Origin of the sequence: Paenibacillus sp. An7 (assembly GCF_009870785.1) — a bacterium.
In the GTDB taxonomy this organism is placed as follows: Bacteria; Bacillota; Bacilli; order Paenibacillales; family Paenibacillaceae; genus Paenibacillus.
In genome coordinates this window covers 12,811-31,431 of record NZ_WTWX01000011.1, presented here as the reverse complement: position 1 = coordinate 31,431, position 18,621 = coordinate 12,811, and the positions used below count along the sequence as shown (strand labels likewise).

Below are 18,621 nucleotides of genomic sequence, written 5' to 3'. Positions count from 1 at the left end.
AAGGTTGTGAATTCATGTTGAATTATACGAATACCACGAAAGAACTCTTTGAAAGCGGTATTGATACAGCAATTATCTCAATTGGCGCTACCGAACAGTTTGGTCCTTATTTGCCTATGCATTTAGATAATTTAATAGCTGAAAGATATGCTGAAGTATATGGCAGAGCGTTAGATGCATATGTACTCCCTACCATACCTTTTAATACTTCTGAGGAACATGCGAACTATAAAGGAACGGTAACCATTAGCCCGAGCTTAATAATGACGATGCTAGAAGAGATTATTAATGCGTTGACGAGACAAGGATTCAAGAAGTTCGTGATATGCTCAGGGCATGGCGGTTCTTACTGGGAAGGGGCATTCATTAAGCACATTAATTATAAATATCCTGAAATAATAGTCATTTATCCGCATCATAATCATGATGCATGGTCAGTTGCCATACAGGCAGCAGAACTGGAAGGATTAGATGAAATGCATGGCGGTTTATTGTCGGTATGTACTGCCATGTGGTTATTCCCGGGTGAGGTCAAATTAGAATCTATGGGATCGAAAATCCCCAGTGAAAACAGAAAGTATGCTGACTTTATGGGGTGGGATAAGTTAACCGCAGACGGGTGTTGGGGTGAATTTGATCCAGCATTATATACTCCGGAAGAGTTAGCCGTTAAGGGAAAGATATTTTGGAATACCTTTATGGAGAGAAAAGCAGAAGGGCTCAAGGAACTTTTAGAGGATGCATATAACAGAAAGATTCATGTCTCGAAAAATCTATAGAAGTCAAAACTTAGGAGCAGAAAATATGAACCAATTAGTTAATGAAGCTGTAATAAAACTAGCAGAAACCATTCAGTTACCTGAAAGGGTATTTCATATTGATGATTTACCTTGGGTTCCTTTTGATGACGGTGATGAAGAGGTCATTACACTATTTATTTTAGGCGGTTCACTTCAATATTTCGATGAAAATAATAGAGTTATTGGTCAGGATGATGTGTATACCGTATTAAAGAAGTATAAGGACTATTGCAATGAAAAGGGAATAGAAATAGTGGATGATCTTATTTATTAAATTGTACTGCATAGGCTATGACATCGTATAACAATGTATTTTCACATTGGATTTGACTGGTTTTGTACTTTTCGAGCATTAAAGGTGGTGTTTCCTCTGAGGTTGTTTTATAAAGAGTCAGGTGCTCCTGAGAATCCTCTCCTTGTTTTCTTACATGGGGGAGGAGTCAGCGGTTGGATGTGGGAGAAGCAATTGGAATACTTTCATGATTCTCATTGTTTAGTTCCGGACTTACCTGGGCATGGTTTCAGTTCAAGAATGAACTTTTCTATTCATAGCAGTGCAGAAGAAATCGGGAGTTTAATTCAAGCAAAAGCGCAAGGTAAACAAGTGATTCTGGTTGGATTCTCTCTAGGTGCCCAGATTGCTATTAAAATACTAAGTTTGTAACCTGATCTCGTAGATTACGCAATAATTAACAGTGCGCTTGTTAGGCCGATTCCATTTGCTAATAAAATTATTAAACCTACGATCCGATTGACTTATAGGTTAACAAAAAATCGTACCTTCTCGAAAATCCAAGCAAAACAGTTATATATCAAATCAGAAATGTTTGAGACGTATTATAAAGAAACAACGGATATGGAGCCTAACACGCTTATTAAGATTCTTGAAGAAAACATGTCTTTTCGTATACCGAAAGATTTCAGCAGGTCTAAAGCGAAGATTCTAATTACGGTTGGGGATCAAGAAAAACAAATAATGAAAAAATCTGTAACAGACTTATTGGATAAAAATATAAATTGTAAAGGGTTGATCATACCGAGTGTTGGTCATGGAGTATCCCTAGCTTTTCCTGATCTATTTAATAAGATGGTTGATGCTTGGATTCATGACAGAGAATTACCGAGTGGTTTGATCCCTGTTATAAAGTAATGGAGTAAAAGATTATTGAGATCCTTTTTGTATGGGGGAATAGCGAAAATGTATTTTGTTCTAGGAATGATCCTGAGTGCGGTTGTTTTTTTGCTTCTTACGTTAACTGGTGGAGAAATGGGAGGGTTTATTTTTCTGCTTATATTAGCTGGTTTAATAGGATCACTATATGGTGAGAATCAAAAATTAAAAGAGAGAATAAATAATTTAGAAAAGTTCCATGGAATAGATGAAACAAGTGAATTTAATATGGATGATGAAGACATTGAAAAAGAATTAGAACAGTATATAGAACCGAGAGACAATAATAAATAATGGAGATGAACATACACCTCCATTCTCATGCTTCCTTCAAGTGGACTTTGGCAATTGGATGCCTGCCTTGGAGGGGAATGTTTTGAAACCATTACTATAAATGTTAAGGATCAGTCATAACGGAAGGAGTCACAAGTGAAAATAACTCATTCCCAAGGAGCGGATTGCTATACTGCTAGTTTACTGGCGATATTTTCTCTATGTCATCGATCATAAGTTAAATGTATTGATTGAATGCTGGAAAGAAGGATTATATATCGAGGGTATCATACATGATATGTCTAAATTTTCACCTAAAGAGTTTGCTCCTTATGCTTGTAAATTCTATTCGAATCAGAAGGATGAGAACACAGAATTAGCGTGGAGATATGCATGGCTCAATCATCAAAACTCTAATAAACACCACTGGGAGTACTGGGTCGTAAATAAACAAACAAAAGAAGCTTTACCCATGCCAAAGAAATATATGATTGAAATGGTTTGTGATTGGAGGTCGTTCTCTAGAAAATGGGGACGTAAGGTTAAAGACTCTAATTTGGTAGAAAGAATGGTGAACTCGAACAACATTCTATTACATCCAGAGACTAGGGAAGAACTCGAAAGATTTATAAGGGGAAAATAACATCAAACAAAGTGCTGCATGTAATCGTTTAAAATATAAAAAGGAGAATTTTATGAAACGAATATGTATCATTTTATTCAGTGTGATTTTACTAGCGGGATGTTCAAAATCGAAAACAGATGTATTAATTGATGAAGTTAAGCACTTGGATAATGACAACTCCGTTGTAGATCTAATGGTAAGTAAGCTGGACCCGTTAGGTAACAATGCTGAGTTTCAATTCTCAGTTAGAAATAAAAATGATGATCTCGTGGGGAATTTAATATTTAAGATAATTGATGATATTTTTGATCTTGAAGAAGTTATTACTACAAAACCAGAAATACCGGAGTATAACACCGGTTTAACTTTCTCGGCACAAAGAAAAGAAGACTTGAAGTTTTATGAAATCCGAATGATGGTCGATTCCGAATTAAAATATGTAAAGTTGTTTAGTGTTCAGTCTGAGAATACAAAAGTAGATTACAACAAATTTTATTATTTAACTGATACGCTCAAAGCGGATATTCAAGAGATTATAAATTTTGAAAAATAACTTATAGATCCTGTTCAAAAGGAAGGTCAACAGATGCAACAGATGAACGTCGCCATTATGAAAGCTGCTCTAAGCGATAGAACATTGATAGAGAATTTATTGCAGTTATATGTCTATGATTTTACGGAATATACCGCTGCTTCGATTGGTGAAAATGGCGTATATCAAATTATGCCGGATTTTGAATCTTACTGGTCGGATGAAAGTAGTCAACAATCGTATGTTATTAAAGCAAATGTTGAAATCGCAGGGTTTATAATGACAAAGGAAAAAGATGAGACTGCGAAAGATCATGTTCTGTCTCATTTTTTTATACTTCGTAAGTTTCGAAGAATGGGAGTAGGCAGAAAAGCAACTATATCCTTATTCAAAGGAACGAAAGGAGTATGGGAATTATGTCAGCTGGAAGATAATATTCCCGCTCAAAAGTTCTGGGATCAGATTATAAAAGAAGTATCCTACGGAGAAGTAAAGAACAAAATCGAAAACGGAAGAAGATATCAAAACTTTATTTGTAAGTAGAGCGTGTTGATGATTAAAAGATCAAACCGGCTTAGGAGGCTAATACATTGCAGGGTTACAATGTTCTCATGGTTTATAGTGAAGATTTACATAAAGTTCTTATGTGCAGACGTTTAAAAGAACCTTATAAAGGGCTTAGTAATTTTGTTGGCGGCAAGATTGAATCAGGAGAAAGTGGTATGGAAGCGGCATATAGAGAGTTATTCGAAGAGACAGGGATTCCTTGGGAAGCTATTGTATTCCATCATTTGATGGATTATAAGTACTATTTACAGGATTGTTATGTGGAAGTTTATGTTGGTCGATTAAAGTACGATGTAGAAATCCTTGGTGACGAGAATGATCTATATTGGTCTGGTTTAGATGAAGATTTTTTCAATATGTCGTTATTCGCAGGTGAAGGAAATATAGCACATATGATTGAACAGGTGAAAATGTATGAAGAGAAAATATTTAATGTACATACTGATCAATTGCATATGTTAGAGAAGGGCTAATAAAGAATAACAAGAAAAAATCAAACACAAAGGGAGTTATAAAAAGATGCCAATTTGTATAAATCAAAAAGGTGATATTTTTGAAGAGATTATTGATCTGCCCGAAGATAGAATTGAACAATTGATATTAAATCACCCGATAACTCATGCATTAGTCGTTGCAAGAAATAAAGATGGTTTTTTACTACTATTTAATAAGTGGAAACAAAACTGGGAACTCCCAGGCGGGATTCGCGAAGCAGGAGAAAGTCTTAGAGCTTGTGCATTACGAGAAATGCTGGAGGAAACGAATCAAATACCAGGGAGAGTCGATTTCAGGGGGTTAATGAAATTCAAATTAAAGAATGGAAAAACCGAATACGGCGGTCTTTTTAGTGCAGATATTGATAACCAAAGACCATTTCTAGATAACGAAGAAGCGGAGAAGATGATCTATTGGGATTTACATACGGACATAGGCTATATAGATGAAATTGACAAAGAACTGTTGAAATATTACTAGGCCGAATGGAACCTTATAACCTCTTATTGAGTTTGATACTTAATAACGCTTTGTAGAGTGAAGTGAGGAAGAGGTGAATGATATGAAAAATAACAAAATTATACTTTGTTGTTTGTTTTTATTGATCCTGATTTCGGGTTGCAGTTCTAAGGAGTCTCCAAACTCACAAGAGAGTTCAGCTGACTGGGCATATCCTTTTGTTGTTTGGAATGAAGACGTATATGAGATTCAAAATGAAGAAGTGAATAGGAGTGAGATTGAGGATGAGATAGGTGAAGTGAAACATTACTCCGATTATGAGGGCATTTACTCAAATGGGTTCTCAAATGAATATCCCGTAGGAACGAAACTATATAAAATAAAAGGAATAGATACAGAAGTGAATATTGCAATTGAATCAGAGCAAGGACGGTACATAAATGCTAAAAATAAGGGCAAATACAAGGGGAAATAAACCAGTTCATGAATCGGAGAGGGTGAAATTTGTTATAGAGACACCGGTGTGTTTAATGCGTGTGAAAAATTATTTTCCATTCTCCATCTTCATGAAAAGGAGGAAGTCTATGATAAAGCGAATATTATCAATCCTACTAATCATATCATTGGTACTAATTCCGCTAACGACTTTTCATTCTTCAAAAGCTTATGCTTGTAGTTGTGCCTATGCCAATGCAAAGGAGAAATTAGAACTGTTTACTGCCGTATTTGAAGGAACAGTCATTGATATAGGGAAAACAAAAAGTTCTTCCCAGTCTAGTCAGTTGCGAGAATATACATTTGCTGTGGAGAGAGCATGGAAGGGTGTAAAAGACAAACAAATTACTATTTTCAGTCTTGATGGCGGTTCTGAATCTTGTGGTTATCAGTTCAGTAAAGACCAAACCTATCTTGTGTACGCGAGTCTGGATAAAGATGATACACTTGTCACGAGTCTTTGTAGTAACAATCTCCTAAGTTCGAAAGCAGGAGAAGATCTAAAGCAATTAGGAACCGGACAGCTTATAAATAGTAACAAGGAAGAAGGCATTCCATCCTCAGTTATCCTATATATTATTTTGTCTCTCATCTTAATAGTAATCATCGTAGCAGTATGGAGGATTAGAACAAGAACAAGGAAATGAGGTTATCTGTTACCGCTAGAAGGAACCGTCCCATCTCCAGCGAATTACAGATTGTTGACAACGTTTTCAAATTGAGTAAATATGGTGAGGATGGTTTATGAAAAATCGTTTTCGGTTTTCTTTGCGATTCAAATTTATTACCGGATTTTCGTTAATTATGGTGCCGCTAGTTTTATTCCTCTACTTTAATAACGTCTATGCTATGGGTGTCGTACGGGATCAGGTCTCTCTGACGAATCGAAATTATGTTGTTAAGAATGTGGAGGAAAATGAACGAATCCTAAAGGAAACCAATCGATATTTATACAGTCTCGGAGAACAGGACCCGGATATCATTTCGCTATTTTTCTTATCCTATGGAAGTGGCGATTACACGATTGCCAAGCAGCGGATTGTGAACAAGTTTAGAACGGATCTGGGATTTTATGATCTGCTGGATGGTTTATTTCTATATGATATCGTCCATCAGGACACCGTACTCGCTACGCAAAATGGATATGATGAAAAAATTACAGCGATTCAGGAATTGATGCCGGAAGCTTCCCGTAAAAGAGCAGACGTTCCTACGTATAAATGGGAGATTGTTCAGATCAAAGACCGTTATCATCTCGTGAAAACGGTGCGAATTAATGAACAGTTTATTGCCGGAGCCTGGGTACCGATCGACAGCCTCAATCAGCGGATCCACAGCACAGAATGGGGGGAAGGCGGCGGCTCGGTTATTTTATCAAATCGGGGAACTCCGTTATCCAGCACGGAAATACCAGGGGAAACCGTACAACTGGCTTCACAAAATAGATCAGCCTTCACCTCGTTATATCAGGTTGTGGAACAAGGGGAAGAACATGATCGTTATCTAATGATCGGCGTACCTGCTCATGAGGCAGTCATTAACTATGTGGTTATGTTGCCAGAGTCAAGCATTATGCGAAACTTGCCTGCATTCCAGCAAATTATCCGCCTGCTTCCCTTTGCCGCATCCATTGTACTTCTTCTCACGCTCTTCTTTCTAAGACAAGTTCTATTTAAACCAATGAATACACTGATTCGAGGGATGAAAAAGGTCAGCCGAGGGGAACTGAATGTGAAACTCGGTCCATCGTCTTCTCCTGAATTCACCTTTGTAACGGAAACCTTCAATCAGATGACGGCAGAAGTACAGGATTTAAAAATCGGTATGTACGAAGAGCAGCTCCGTGTTCAAGAGGCAGAACTCAAGCAGCTGCAAATGCAAATCAATCCTCATTTTTATTTAAATTCACTTCATATTATTCACAGCTTAGCAGCCTTGCATAAAAATGATCTAGTTCAGAAAATGGCAGAACACCTAGCTGGTTATTTTCGTTTCAGTATGCAAGCCGACCGCAGCTTCATTCCGATCAAGGATGAACTAAAACATGTAGAGAACTATCTTGAAATTCAGAAACTGCGATTTCCGCATCGACTACAGTACGAGTGGGAACTAGACCCAAGATGTGAGGATGTACTTCTTCCTCCTTTAACACTTCAACCCTTTGTAGAGAACAGTGTGCTCTACGGTTTCAAGAAGGGAAGAGATATACTTTGCATTACGATCAGGGTTATTTATTTACCAGAAGAGGAACAGCTCCTAATTCGGATTCAGGATAGTGGTCCGGGTTTCCCAGAAGATGTGCTTGCTAGGCTGCAGGAGGGTGAATATACGCCCGAGGAAAAAACGGGAAAAAGTATTGGCATCTGGAATGTACAGCATCGGCTTCGGAAAATGAAAGAGGCGAATGCAGAGCTTTATTTTGATAATGAAATCGGCGGCGGAGCAGATGTACAGATAAAAATGCACTGTCATAGTCAACCGAGGGAGGAGATTACGGATGTACAGCTTGCTCATCGTGGATGATGAATATTATGCAGTTGAAGCTATGCTGCATGCTGTAGATTGGAAAGGAATCGGTATTAATCATCTCTATACAGCGATGTCAGCAGATGAAGCTCGAAGCGTACTCATCAACAACCAGGTTGATATTATGATCTGTGATATTGAAATGCCGGAGGAAGACGGATTATCTCTTCAGATCTGGGTTCAGCAGCATGCAGCTCAGGTGGAGACCATTTTTCTAACGGGCCACGCCGAGTTTTCGTATGCACAAAAAGCGATTCAGCTGCACAGCTTCGATTATCTCTTAAAGCCTATTGCTTCAGCCAGCTTAATGGAAACCGTCAAACGAGCATTAGAAAAACGAATGCAGAACCTTGAACTCACTAAATTAACAAAAACTTATGAGGCTTATGCAAAAGAAGATCAATCTTGGAAACCAAAGCGAATGACCCGATTCTGGAAAGATCTCTGCTCTTCTCGTTATCCCATGAATGAAGCGAAAATCAAGGAGTTAAAGTTAATCTATCATGTGGATATCGATCCAGGAACCTTCATTCTGCCCATATTGTTCCGCGTGGAGGAATGGCTAAGAAAATTCCCTGATCAAGATCTTGATATTATGGAGTTTGGACTGTGTAATGCCGCGGAAGAATTCGTTCTAAATGGAAGTATGGGTGATGCGATCACGGATCAGCGCGGTTATGTTCTGGTCTTGTACTATGCTTCTGAACCGCTTCAACAAGTTCCAGATACACTCGAACTCACCTGTAAAGATTATATGGCTAGGTGTACTACTTATTTGTCATGCCGTCTGTCCTGCTACATTGGGGAATGGACACTGCTAACGAATATGCCAGAGTCTTACCGAAAGTTGAAGCAAGTCCACAGGCATAACGTGGCAGGCCGTGACGGAGTTCATTACATGCGACCGAGTTTGGAGAAACAAGCATCTACATCTGAACTTATCCCTCTGCCGTGGGCATCTGACATATCACTACTTATGGAGACAGGAAAAATAAAGGAAGTACTATATAAAGCAGACGAACTTATTGATTGGATCGAAGAACAAAAGAATGGTTCAGCAGAGCTTTTGCAATCTTACTATCACGCAATGCTCCATTCCATTTACCCACTACTTCATAAGAATGGTATATCGCTATATCGTATTTATCCTGCAGAAGAACCTTTGGAAACGGAGGTAACAAGATCTTTGGCGGCACTTCGGGAGTGGGCGCATGATCTCATTTCTCGTGCGGGTCTGCTGCTTCATCCGGATGGAGAGGACACGCACTCGGTAGTGGAACAGGTATGTCTATATATTGATGCGAGGCTGGAATATGATCTAGGGAGAGAAGAAATTGCAGAATTCGCCCGGTTTCACCCAGCTTATTTATCGAGACTGTTTAAGAAGGAAACAGGGATCTCTCTTAGTGACTACATTCTTCAAGCAAGGATAAAAAAAGCACAAGAGCTACTGCTAAACACGAATGCCACAGTTACTGAAATAGCAAGTAAGGCCGGTTATGTAAATTACACTCATTTTACAAAGATGTTTAAGAAATATACGGGTCTTACTCCCCAGCAATACCGTAGACAGAATGGGAATAAGACAGATCAAAAGCGGACGCTGTGAGCGTTTCGCTTTTTTTATGCCAGATGTCATCAAATGACACAATAAGAGGTTACGATACGGAGTATTTGAGCTGCGGCCTGAATCTTATAATGAAGTTAACCACTGAAGTGAGAGGGTGAACAGTGAACTTATAACAAAGAGGGAAAGGTGTAGAGCAATGCCAAAGCCGATAAAGAAAAAGAAAACCATGCTGTACAATCTGGGCAAATACAAAGTGCTGTATCTGATGTTTTTGCCAGGGGTTGTGTTTCTGCTGATTAATAACTATTTGCCGATGTTTGGAGTCATTATTGCTTTCAAAAATGTGAACTACACGGATGGGATTCTCGGAAGTCCTTGGGCTGGACTGGAAAATTTCAAGTATCTGTTCGGCACATCAGATGCGTGGGAAATTACACGAAACACACTGGCTTACAATGTGGTGTTTATTCTGCTGAATCTGGTGCTCGGCGCAGGTCTTGCTATTTTGCTGAGTGAAGTAAAAGGAAGATTTACATCCAAGTTTTATCAGTCGGTCATGTTGCTTCCCTATTTTTTATCCATGATCGTAATTAGTTATCTGGTACTCGCTTTTCTAGGGAAAGACTCGGGATTTATGAACACAAGCCTTCTGCCGTTCTTTGGCAAGGAACCGATAGACTGGTATTCTGAGCCGGAATACTGGCCGTATATTTTACCCTTTGTGAACACTTGGAAAAACATTGGTTACTATGTGGTCATCTATCTGGCAGCCGTCATCGGAATCAGTGAAGAGTATTATGAAGCAGCCGTACTTGATGGTGCGAGTAAGTGGAATCAGGTCCGCTTTATTACGGTTCCGTTCCTATATCCGCTGATGATCGTCATGACCTTACTGCAGATCGGACGTATTTTTTATGCGGATTTTGGATTGTTCTATCAGGTTCCGCTCGAATCCGGTGCTCTGTTCCCCGTAACAAATGTACTTGATACCTATGTCTATCGTACCTTCCTCGTCGGTGGAGATATTGGTATGTCTTCAGCAGCGGGGCTTTACCAAGCAGTTGTCGGTTTTGCACTTGTGCTGCTGTCCAATTCCATTGTTCGTCGTATCAATAAGGATAACGCACTATTTTAGAAGGAGGAGAGTTCTTTGCATATGGGTCCCACCGATAGCCCGCTTCATGTCACCAAACGATCAGGAGCTGTTATTCATGCTTTTTTCATCTTCTATGCAGCTCTGTGTATCTTGCCGCTCATACTTGTGCTCTCGATCTCGTTATCCGATGAAACGACGGTCATTGCGAATGGATACCGGTTTATTCCAGAGACATTTAGTGTAAGCGCTTATGAATTTTTGTTCAAAGATATGGATCAGATCATTCGATCGTATGGAGTATCTATTTTCGTTACAGTCGTAGGTACTGTGATCAGCGTTGCCCTTACGGCTTGTTATGCTTACCCGCTTTCCAGAAGTGATCTGCCGTATCGTGGATTCTTCGCATTCTTTATTTTCTTCACAATGTTGTTTAATGGCGGTTTGGTACCTTGGTACCTGGTCTATGTGAACTTGCTGGATCTTAAAAATACCATATGGGTATTGATTATGCCGATGCTGATGTCACCGTTTTTTGTGCTCGTCATGCGTACCTTCTTTTCAAGTTCCATTCCAATGTCGATTCTGGAATCGGCCCGTGTGGATGGCGCAGGGGAATTTCGTACCTTTGTAAGAATTGTTCTTCCGCTGTCTCTGCCGGTACTCGCAACGGTTGCCTTATTCAGCACACTGAATTATTGGAACGATTGGTATCTCAGCATGATCTTTATTTCTGACAATAAAACGATCAGTCTTCAGTATCTCATGTACCGAACATTGCTTGATATCCAGTACCTTACTTCGAACTCCAATGTGGCTTCGCAGATTTCTTCACAAGGAGGTATGCTCGACCTGCCGAATAAGACTTTGCAGATGGCTATGGCTGTTGTTGGGATCGGACCGATTGTCCTCGCCTATCCTTTCTTCCAGCGTTATTTCATCAAAGGGCTAACCGTTGGTGCGGTAAAAGGCTAGATCATGAAACAGAAGTCCGCACGTACGGAAAATGATAAAAAAGAATGTCTGGTCAAAATTAGTAACGAGAAAGTTGTGTAAAAAAGAACTCATTATTAAATGAATCAATTTCATAATACCTTTAGTTGCTTTAATCAGGGGTATATATAGATCAAAATGGTTTTGTTTGTCTATATATAGTTACAAATTCATCATTTTAATGAGTTATGAAATTGATTTAAATGCGTAAATTATATAAGGGAGGTCATGTCATGACCGGGTTTCAGGTTGGACGTTTAGTCAAACGGAAAAGATCCATCATATTGGCAACATTCACTGCATTTGCACTAGTTCTCAGCGCTTGTTCGGGGGGCGGAAGTGGAAGTACTGCACCAACGGATGAGCCTAAAACGGGTGGAAATGCCGAAGTGAAAGCGGAAAAGTCCTACGAAGTATCTTTGTTCTACCCAGGGACACCGCAGAAAGATGTAGAGAAGGTACAGGCCGAGATTAATAAATATATAGAACCTAAAATCGGAGCCACACTGAAAATTAACGCAATTGACTGGGGACAATGGGACAACAAGCTGAATCTCATGATCTCCTCTGGTGAAAAATCAGATATTATATTTACGGCAGCATGGCAGAATTACACCGTGAACGTTGCTAAAGGCGCCTTTTTACCATTAAACGATCTGCTGGATAAAGCTGGCCCGGACATCATTAAGAATCTTGACCCTGCATTCCTGGAAGGATCGAAGGTAGACGGGAAGAATTACGGTGTTCCTACCAATAAGGAACTAGCAGCAACCCGAGGTGTACTCGTTAGAAAAGATTTGCTCGAAAAATATAACCTTGATATTACGAATGTGAAAAATTGGGCCGATCTTGAGCCGCTGCTCAAAACAATTAAGGAAAACGAACCTAGCGTAACTCCGTTTTATATGTCCAATTCAACAGGCAACGGACTATTAGATAACCTCGATTGGGATTATCTTGGCGATGCATCAGTTCCTGGCGTCATTCGGAAAATCGGTTCTGACACGACGGTCATGAATGAAGTAGAGACCCCTGAATTTAAAGAAGCCGCTGCCCTTGCTCGCAAATGGTATGAAGCGGGATATATTAATAGTGATTCTGCAACTTCTACCGTATTCCCGAAAGATCAGGCGAAAGCCGGCAAAGTCTTCATGTGGACAGATGGAATGAAACCCGGAAAAGATAAGGAAGAGGAGAGTTATGTTGGTTTCCCGCTGACTCAGATCGAACTTACACAGCCTACTATCACTACAGGAGACGCGTCTGGAGCGATGCTCGCGATCTCTCGTACTTCGGAAAATCCTGAAAAAGCAATGGCAGTCATTAACCTGCTCCACTCGGATCCGTATGTGAATAATTTGCTCAACTTTGGTATTGAGGGCGAACACTATGTGAAAAAAGAAGGCAGCGAAAATATCATCAGTCTGCCTGAAGGCACAGATCCAAACAACCGGACCTACAACCCAGGAGCTCAGTGGCAGCTTGGTAATCAGTTCCTGAATTATCTATGGGACAATGAAGATCCTGAAAAATGGGCGAAATTCAAAGATTTTAATGCAAGAGGTGTCAAATCACCAGCACTTGGATTTACGTTTAACAGCCAGTCTGTTAAGAATGAAATTGCCGCAGTAAATAACGTCAACAAGCAGTTTAAACCAGCACTTACTTCCGGAGCAGTAAATCCGGATGAAATGATTCCAAAATATGCAGAGAAATTAAAAGCTGCCGGTATAGATAAAATTATTGCTGAGAAACAAAAACAGCTGGATGCTTTTTTGGCAAGTAACTAGTTTTACATTGTAATTATTTAGAAGAACTGTACCCGAGAATGAGGGTATGGTTCTTTTTTTATCCAAATTACCGTGGGGGGAGGGCCACATTCTGAACAAATTAGTACGAATGATTTTCGCGAATATCGTGTTACTGCTTCCATATTTACAGCGTAGGTTGTAAACTATTACATGTTTACCAATGAATCACATTTAGGATTGTAAAAACTCTGTTATGGGCATGGTGCCGAGCTGCCTTGGATTTGTATGACGAGTTCGTGAGCTAAATGCTGGAGTTATAACATAAAACATGATTTAAATGTATAAGGGGAGTGCCGTGTGTCACATATGAATGCTATGAATAATAATGATTCTTTAGATCCTTTGAGAGCCGACTGTTTGGAGTGTTTTGGATTATGCTGTACGGCGTTGCCTTTTGCAAAATCTGCCGATTTTTCCTTTGATAAAGAGGGAGGCACGCCATGCACAAACTTACGCGCGGACTATCGATGCGGGATTCATCAGGATCTAAGAGAGAATGGTTTAAAGGGTTGTACCGTATATGAGTGTTTTGGTGCAGGTCAGAAAGTCTCACAAGACATATATAAAGGCAAGGACTGGAGGAGTTATCCGGCAACTGCCGAAGAAATGTTTGCTGTATTCCCCATCGTGCAGCAAATACAAGAAATGTTATGGTATTTACACGAAGCTCTTGCTCTTGAAGTGACCACTTCTTTTCATAAGGAACTTCGGGTTCAAATCGAAGAATGTGAACGACTGACTCGGGAAAGTCCGGAGAACATACTTCGAATAAATCTACCCGAGCTAAGAGCAGACGTGAATAAGCTGCTGATCCTAACAAGTGAACGTGTTCGTTCCCAGATACAGAAGAAAAAGAGTCCGAAAAAAATGCGGAGAAGTGATTTTATCGGCGCGAATCTAAAAGGTGCTAACCTTGTAGGTTCTGACCTCAGAGGCGCACTGCTCATTGCGGCCGATCTAAGAGGAGCAGATATGAGAGTTACCGATCTGATCGGTGCTGATCTTAGAGATGCTGACATAAGTGGTGCAGATCTGACAGGCTGTATCTTTCTTACACAGGTTCAAGTGAATGCTGCTAAAGGAAATTCATCCACTAAGCTGCCGTCTTATCTAAAGATCCCAGCGCATTGGGTGGAGTAGGATGGAATAGTTGTTTTTGAAAGAGAATACCAGATTAAGAACCCTGGAGGTATAGCTTCGGGGTTCTTTTTTTTGTTATGTAAGGCATAAATAGATCGTTTTTGTAGTGGATGGAGTGGATAGAAGAAAACATATTACATATATTTCAAAATAAGTTATAATTTATTGATGCGTATATGTTCGTGAGTAGTCGATATGTGCGAAGTTCGCAGATATTTGTTATGTGAGGATATTTGCGAACTTCGTAGATAAAGAAGTTATATGAAAGTACCAAAAAAAGAAGGAGAAAACACTGTGCCATCACAAATTATTGAATGGGTTCAAACTCATTTTGGTTCATTAGTTTACTGGTTTCTTATTGTGTTGGCAATTTCAGCAGCTGTAACAGTCATCACTAATTTTAAAAAGATATTCGATTATGTGACAAAGAAATTGATAAACCGAAGTGAAATAGACAGTTTAATGATCTCCATTGAACATGAAAGCAATCCTCGCTTTGGATTTTCATTTTTGTATCCTGCTCGTTGGGATCGGTTTGATCCAGCGAATGGTGATGGAAATACATTTGTCCATCCTGAAGATGAGAAGACTAAAATTCTCGCATGGGGAAGTAATTCGTTTGAAGCTAGTCTAAACGATGAGTTAGATAGAGTAATAGAACATGCATCAAAAAATAAGGAGTACAATCTGATAAAGAAAACTGAATCAGGACGGTACATTCGTGGAGAGAAAACTCGGAGTCAAATTGATGGAATGAGAATTGAATACAGCTATAAAGATGAGGATAATGTCTATTTATTTGTTATGCAGTCGATAACTTACTACGAAGACAGAACGTTCTCGGTGATGTGTCAGACAAGGCTTAAATACAAAGGTCAATTCAGCGAAGATTTTTTAAATATTACTGGTAGTTTAGTAGTTAATGAAGAGATGTTGATAGAGTAATCAAAGAAGTGGCACCTTCATATAACATAATATTCACGCTGCGGGCATCTGCCCTAGGCCCGGCATGCGCCGGACACCCAGCATACGCTGGGTCGTGAATACAGGTACGTTAAATGCAATTCTTAGCGGGAAAAATCGAACAAATAATAGGATAAAGCAGAGTAAAGATGGAAGTGGAAGAATCCTTAACGGATTCGAGAATAGATTTGGGCGGCATGGCTAGAAGAAGGAACGCTTCCTCCGGAAACTGACTGTATATAACTGTGGAAAGCATACTCGAAGATACAATGGAACGTTCCCGTAATGGGAACTGACTACATATGAGCTGCAAGAAATGTCGGAGAGGTCCGCTAAGAACAACACCTAACATAGCATTCAAGCAGCGGGCCATTCGGCCCTTGGATCGCCTAACGAAGAATGTACGAGAAGTGGGCTCAGGCGATCAACCCTGCGAGGCTAAGTCTACGACCCGGCGCGATGCGCCTTAAGCCTCTCGGGTTCATGAATGCGGAAACGTTAGACGAAAGATCAGAAGATGAGAATGATTATGGATTATTCCGCAAAGAAATGCTTCATAGTTACACCAATTGGAAATGATAGCAGTGAAATAAGAAGAGCGGCAGAGGGTGTTATTGATGCAGTAGTTATACCAGTTTTACAGTCTCTTGGCTTTCTAGAGACTAATATTTCTGTTGCACATCGAATTTCTAATCCTGGTTCAATAAACAAACAAGTAATAAAAAGAATACTTGAAGATGATTTAGTAATTGCAAATCTAACTTTTTTAAATCCTAATGTAATGTACGAATTAGCTGTACGACATGCGGTTAGAAAGCCAGTAGTCCAAATATGTGAAGAGGGTACAAAACTTCCATTTGATATTATTGAAGAAAGAACATTATTTTATTCTAATGACATGCTTGGAGTTATTCAACTGCAAGAAAAATTAAAAAGTACTGTTGAAGAAGCATTAAATGATGATAGACCGGATAATCCAATCTATAGGGTTATCGAAAGTAATATAATTCAAGCTTCACCGAATATTACTGATACAGAAAAGTTTATTTTAAGTAAACTTGATAAGCTTGAAACAATGATCTCCAATACAGTGTCTAATTCTAAACAGCCTTTCTTCTTCAATAAACATACCTATTCAATAACTATTGAAAGTGATGATGATATTAGCGTACAGAAGTTTATTTCCGATCTTACAAAAGAGTTACATAAGGCTGGTAATGGAATTAATACCGGAGCAGTAGTGGTATCACAAGGAAATAGGGGATTTACTTTCCATTTAATTGTTGATGGGTTATCAAAACCATCAATTGGATTCATAGAAGATACAATTGAAAAAGTACTTAAAGATAAGTCAATAATTATTAGTACTAAAGAAATGTTTTGAAAGTTTATTCATTGATCCTTCGTCTAACAATGCATCTATGCTGCGGGGCATTCGCCCCTTGGATGTCAGAGGTATACGCATCGAAGAATATTCAGACAACACACGACCCGGCCTAAGATAAGAGTTATCTAAGGCCGGGTCGCGTCATAGATACGAGAACGTTATAAGAAATTGGTGCAATAAATATGAAAATAATAGAGAGGATGAGCAACTTGCCATATCCTTTTGATTGTATTACCGAGTTTATGTTTTTTGAAACATCTATTGAACCATCTGATGTAATTTTAATACCTGGTGGTAGTCATCCTCAACTAATGGAGAGAGCTGCAGAGTTATACCATCAGGGTTTGGCACCGTATATCCTTCCATCGGGTGGTCCAACTCCAAATGTCTCCTCTACTGAATGGGAGTTTCTTCGAGATGTAGGATTAAGTTTGGGTGTACCAGAAAGTTCAATTTTACGTGAAGATAAAGCGACAAATACATTTGAGAATGCAAGATATTCTTGGAAGTCTCTTCAACAACAGAGAATTAACCCAAGGAAAGCAATATTAGTTTGTAAATCTTATTTTGCTAGACGAGCTTTACTTACATATCATGTTGAATTTCCTAGTGAGGTTGAATTTTATGTAAGTCCGGTAACAGACAAGACTGGTACTACAAGAGATAACTGGTATTTGGATGAGCAAAAAATAAATTACGTTATGAATGAACTGACGAAAGTAGGACAATATTTCAAACACCATATTCCAAATTGGGTAAACAGTAAACTATAGTGAAAGCAATTCAAGAAGGCACCAAGATCTTATAACATTGCATCTACGCTGCGGGGCATTCACCCCTTGGTTGTCAGAGGTTGTACATAGAAGAACATTCAGACAACACACGACCCGGCCTAAGATAAGAGCTATCTAAGGCCGAGTCACGTCGTAGATACAGCAACGTTATAAGAAATTGGCATAGAGAGAGGGATGATAGTATGCAAACTTATGCACACTTTGTATCAAAGAAAATAGATAACGATATAAGAATATTCAGGCATCATACAGAGTTTCATTCTGCTAATGGCCCTGGGGAAGTAATAGGATTAGTAGTTATGATGAATCCTGGTGAAGCAAGACCAATAGATGAAATGATCTTTCAGCAACTCGAAAATTCTGAATATGAAACTAGCGAGCCTGTTCTAACAATACCTGATAACACAATGAAAAAGGTAATGCGGATGATTCAGGAGGCTTACTATCAAGAGGAAATTACACTGCCAGATCAATACTCAATCCATATTGAAAATATATTTAATATACGTGAAAAAAATAGTGATAAGGCTAAAAGACATGCAAGAAATATAAGGGGCATAAATGATTTAATGTTTAAATCGAGGGAATTATTGGACAATTATGATTTTGTATTCTTAGCTTGGGGCAAGTTAGATGTAGGTATAGAACGTCAAAGAGATATCCCTAACAAATACCCGCAAGCAATAGTGGTAAATAAATTAAACCACAAAGGTATAATCATGGATGTAAGTTATCCAGTACATCCTCTCTACATGAAAACAGAATATTTTTTAGAAGCATCCAAAGGTAAAATTAATATTAGACTGCTCGAGGAAGATGCCAACATCTTATAACATAATATTCACGCTGCGGGCATACGCCCTGGGTCCGGCATTCGCCGCACACCCGACATACGTCGGGTCGTGAATAACAGGGACGTTAAGTGAA

Annotated in this window: 20 protein-coding genes and 1 pseudogene; all 21 read left to right on the top strand. The window is 39.1% G+C overall.

The window, feature by feature from the left end:
• The first annotated feature begins 14 nt into the window (after nt 1-14).
• The 21 genes and pseudogenes from GQY27_RS13715 to GQY27_RS13615 all read left to right on the top strand — a co-directional run bounded on the left by GQY27_RS13715 (nt 15) and on the right by GQY27_RS13615 (nt 18,527).
• Nucleotides 15-779 carry a creatininase family protein gene (locus GQY27_RS13715; RefSeq protein WP_160035312.1) on the top strand — a complete coding sequence of 255 codons (765 nt, stop codon included), beginning with the start codon at nt 15-17 and terminating at the stop codon, nt 777-779.
• Nucleotides 780-804: 25 nt separating this feature from the next.
• Nucleotides 805-1,074, top strand: coding sequence for a cupin domain-containing protein (locus GQY27_RS13710; RefSeq protein ID WP_160035310.1), 270 nt, complete (start codon nt 805-807; stop codon nt 1,072-1,074).
• A 96-nt stretch (nt 1,075-1,170) separates the two neighbouring features.
• Nucleotides 1,171-1,950 (top strand): annotated as a pseudogene (locus GQY27_RS13705) (alpha/beta fold hydrolase).
• Between the two features lie 48 nt (nt 1,951-1,998).
• Nucleotides 1,999-2,265 carry a hypothetical protein gene (locus tag GQY27_RS13700; RefSeq protein ID WP_160035308.1) on the top strand — a complete coding sequence of 89 codons (267 nt, stop codon included), beginning with the start codon at nt 1,999-2,001 and terminating at the stop codon, nt 2,263-2,265.
• 148 nt (nt 2,266-2,413) lie between these two features.
• On the top strand, nt 2,414-2,887 hold the full coding sequence (locus GQY27_RS13695) for a DUF5662 family protein (RefSeq protein ID WP_328803003.1): 474 nt from the start codon (nt 2,414-2,416) through the stop codon (nt 2,885-2,887).
• A 52-nt stretch (nt 2,888-2,939) separates the two neighbouring features.
• Nucleotides 2,940-3,422, top strand: coding sequence for a putative periplasmic lipoprotein (locus GQY27_RS13690; RefSeq protein ID WP_160035306.1), 483 nt, complete (start codon nt 2,940-2,942; stop codon nt 3,420-3,422).
• Between the two features lie 33 nt (nt 3,423-3,455).
• The gene (locus tag GQY27_RS13685; protein WP_160035304.1) at nt 3,456-3,944 is read left to right on the top strand and encodes a GNAT family N-acetyltransferase; all 489 of its coding nucleotides are present in this window, start codon (nt 3,456-3,458) and stop codon (nt 3,942-3,944) included.
• Nucleotides 3,945-3,991: 47 nt separating this feature from the next.
• A complete protein-coding gene (locus GQY27_RS13680) occupies nt 3,992-4,441 on the top strand; it encodes an NUDIX hydrolase (protein ID WP_160035302.1) in 450 nt (149 codons plus the stop codon).
• Between the two features lie 46 nt (nt 4,442-4,487).
• Entirely contained in the window at nt 4,488-4,943 is a 456-nt protein-coding gene (locus GQY27_RS13675; RefSeq protein ID WP_160035300.1) for an NUDIX domain-containing protein, read from the top strand.
• Nucleotides 4,944-5,025: 82 nt separating this feature from the next.
• On the top strand, nt 5,026-5,397 hold the full coding sequence (locus GQY27_RS13670; RefSeq protein ID WP_160035298.1) for a hypothetical protein: 372 nt from the start codon (nt 5,026-5,028) through the stop codon (nt 5,395-5,397).
• A 109-nt stretch (nt 5,398-5,506) separates the two neighbouring features.
• On the top strand, nt 5,507-6,064 hold the full coding sequence (locus GQY27_RS13665) for a netrin-like domain-containing protein (RefSeq protein WP_160035296.1): 558 nt from the start codon (nt 5,507-5,509) through the stop codon (nt 6,062-6,064).
• A gap of 97 nt (nt 6,065-6,161) precedes the next feature.
• Nucleotides 6,162-7,940 (top strand): sensor histidine kinase, encoded by a 1,779-nt coding sequence (locus tag GQY27_RS13660; RefSeq protein ID WP_160035294.1) that lies wholly within the window; start codon nt 6,162-6,164, stop codon nt 7,938-7,940.
• On the top strand, nt 7,915-9,552 hold the full coding sequence (locus GQY27_RS13655; protein ID WP_160035292.1) for a response regulator transcription factor: 1,638 nt from the start codon (nt 7,915-7,917) through the stop codon (nt 9,550-9,552). The genes GQY27_RS13660 and GQY27_RS13655 overlap by 26 nt, the downstream gene beginning before the upstream one ends.
• A gap of 157 nt (nt 9,553-9,709) precedes the next feature.
• Nucleotides 9,710-10,648, top strand: a complete 939-nt coding sequence (locus GQY27_RS13650; protein ID WP_160035290.1) for an ABC transporter permease — start codon at nt 9,710-9,712, stop codon at nt 10,646-10,648.
• Between the two features lie 21 nt (nt 10,649-10,669).
• The gene (locus GQY27_RS13645; protein WP_160035453.1) at nt 10,670-11,581 is read left to right on the top strand and encodes a carbohydrate ABC transporter permease; all 912 of its coding nucleotides are present in this window, start codon (nt 10,670-10,672) and stop codon (nt 11,579-11,581) included.
• Between the two features lie 251 nt (nt 11,582-11,832).
• Nucleotides 11,833-13,389 (top strand): ABC transporter substrate-binding protein, encoded by a 1,557-nt coding sequence (locus tag GQY27_RS13640; protein ID WP_160035288.1) that lies wholly within the window; start codon nt 11,833-11,835, stop codon nt 13,387-13,389.
• A 327-nt stretch (nt 13,390-13,716) separates the two neighbouring features.
• Entirely contained in the window at nt 13,717-14,550 is an 834-nt protein-coding gene (locus GQY27_RS13635) for a pentapeptide repeat-containing protein (RefSeq protein ID WP_160035451.1), read from the top strand.
• A 261-nt stretch (nt 14,551-14,811) separates the two neighbouring features.
• Complete coding sequence (locus GQY27_RS13630) at nt 14,812-15,495, top strand: hypothetical protein (RefSeq protein ID WP_160035286.1); 684 nt, start codon at nt 14,812-14,814, stop codon at nt 15,493-15,495.
• A gap of 547 nt (nt 15,496-16,042) precedes the next feature.
• Nucleotides 16,043-16,897 carry a hypothetical protein gene (locus GQY27_RS13625; protein ID WP_160035284.1) on the top strand — a complete coding sequence of 285 codons (855 nt, stop codon included), beginning with the start codon at nt 16,043-16,045 and terminating at the stop codon, nt 16,895-16,897.
• A 212-nt stretch (nt 16,898-17,109) separates the two neighbouring features.
• On the top strand, nt 17,110-17,673 hold the full coding sequence (locus GQY27_RS13620; RefSeq protein WP_160035449.1) for a YdcF family protein: 564 nt from the start codon (nt 17,110-17,112) through the stop codon (nt 17,671-17,673).
• Between the two features lie 203 nt (nt 17,674-17,876).
• The gene (locus GQY27_RS13615; protein WP_160035282.1) at nt 17,877-18,527 is read left to right on the top strand and encodes a hypothetical protein; all 651 of its coding nucleotides are present in this window, start codon (nt 17,877-17,879) and stop codon (nt 18,525-18,527) included.
• Nucleotides 18,528-18,621 lie beyond the last annotated feature (94 nt).

Excerpts from the sequence above, each read along its gene's own strand:
- GQY27_RS13715 (WP_160035312.1), top strand. The coding sequence starts at position 15 with ATGTTGAATTATACGAATACCACGAAAGAACTCTTTGAAAGCGGTATT.
- GQY27_RS13710 (WP_160035310.1), top strand. The coding sequence starts at position 805 with ATGAACCAATTAGTTAATGAAGCTGTAATAAAACTAGCAGAAACCATT.
- GQY27_RS13700 (WP_160035308.1), top strand. The coding sequence starts at position 1,999 with ATGTATTTTGTTCTAGGAATGATCCTGAGTGCGGTTGTTTTTTTGCTT.
- GQY27_RS13690 (WP_160035306.1), top strand. The coding sequence starts at position 2,940 with ATGAAACGAATATGTATCATTTTATTCAGTGTGATTTTACTAGCGGGA.
- GQY27_RS13685 (WP_160035304.1), top strand. The coding sequence starts at position 3,456 with ATGCAACAGATGAACGTCGCCATTATGAAAGCTGCTCTAAGCGATAGA.
- GQY27_RS13675 (WP_160035300.1), top strand. The coding sequence starts at position 4,488 with ATGCCAATTTGTATAAATCAAAAAGGTGATATTTTTGAAGAGATTATT.
- GQY27_RS13670 (WP_160035298.1), top strand. The coding sequence starts at position 5,026 with ATGAAAAATAACAAAATTATACTTTGTTGTTTGTTTTTATTGATCCTG.
- GQY27_RS13665 (WP_160035296.1), top strand. The coding sequence starts at position 5,507 with ATGATAAAGCGAATATTATCAATCCTACTAATCATATCATTGGTACTA.
- GQY27_RS13660 (WP_160035294.1), top strand. The coding sequence starts at position 6,162 with ATGAAAAATCGTTTTCGGTTTTCTTTGCGATTCAAATTTATTACCGGA.
- GQY27_RS13655 (WP_160035292.1), top strand. The coding sequence starts at position 7,915 with ATGTACAGCTTGCTCATCGTGGATGATGAATATTATGCAGTTGAAGCT.
- GQY27_RS13650 (WP_160035290.1), top strand. The coding sequence starts at position 9,710 with ATGCCAAAGCCGATAAAGAAAAAGAAAACCATGCTGTACAATCTGGGC.
- GQY27_RS13645 (WP_160035453.1), top strand. The coding sequence starts at position 10,670 with ATGGGTCCCACCGATAGCCCGCTTCATGTCACCAAACGATCAGGAGCT.
- GQY27_RS13640 (WP_160035288.1), top strand. The coding sequence starts at position 11,833 with ATGACCGGGTTTCAGGTTGGACGTTTAGTCAAACGGAAAAGATCCATC.
- GQY27_RS13635 (WP_160035451.1), top strand. The coding sequence starts at position 13,717 with ATGAATGCTATGAATAATAATGATTCTTTAGATCCTTTGAGAGCCGAC.
- GQY27_RS13630 (WP_160035286.1), top strand. The coding sequence starts at position 14,812 with ATGAAAGTACCAAAAAAAGAAGGAGAAAACACTGTGCCATCACAAATT.
- GQY27_RS13625 (WP_160035284.1), top strand. The coding sequence starts at position 16,043 with ATGGATTATTCCGCAAAGAAATGCTTCATAGTTACACCAATTGGAAAT.
- GQY27_RS13615 (WP_160035282.1), top strand. The coding sequence starts at position 17,877 with ATGCAAACTTATGCACACTTTGTATCAAAGAAAATAGATAACGATATA.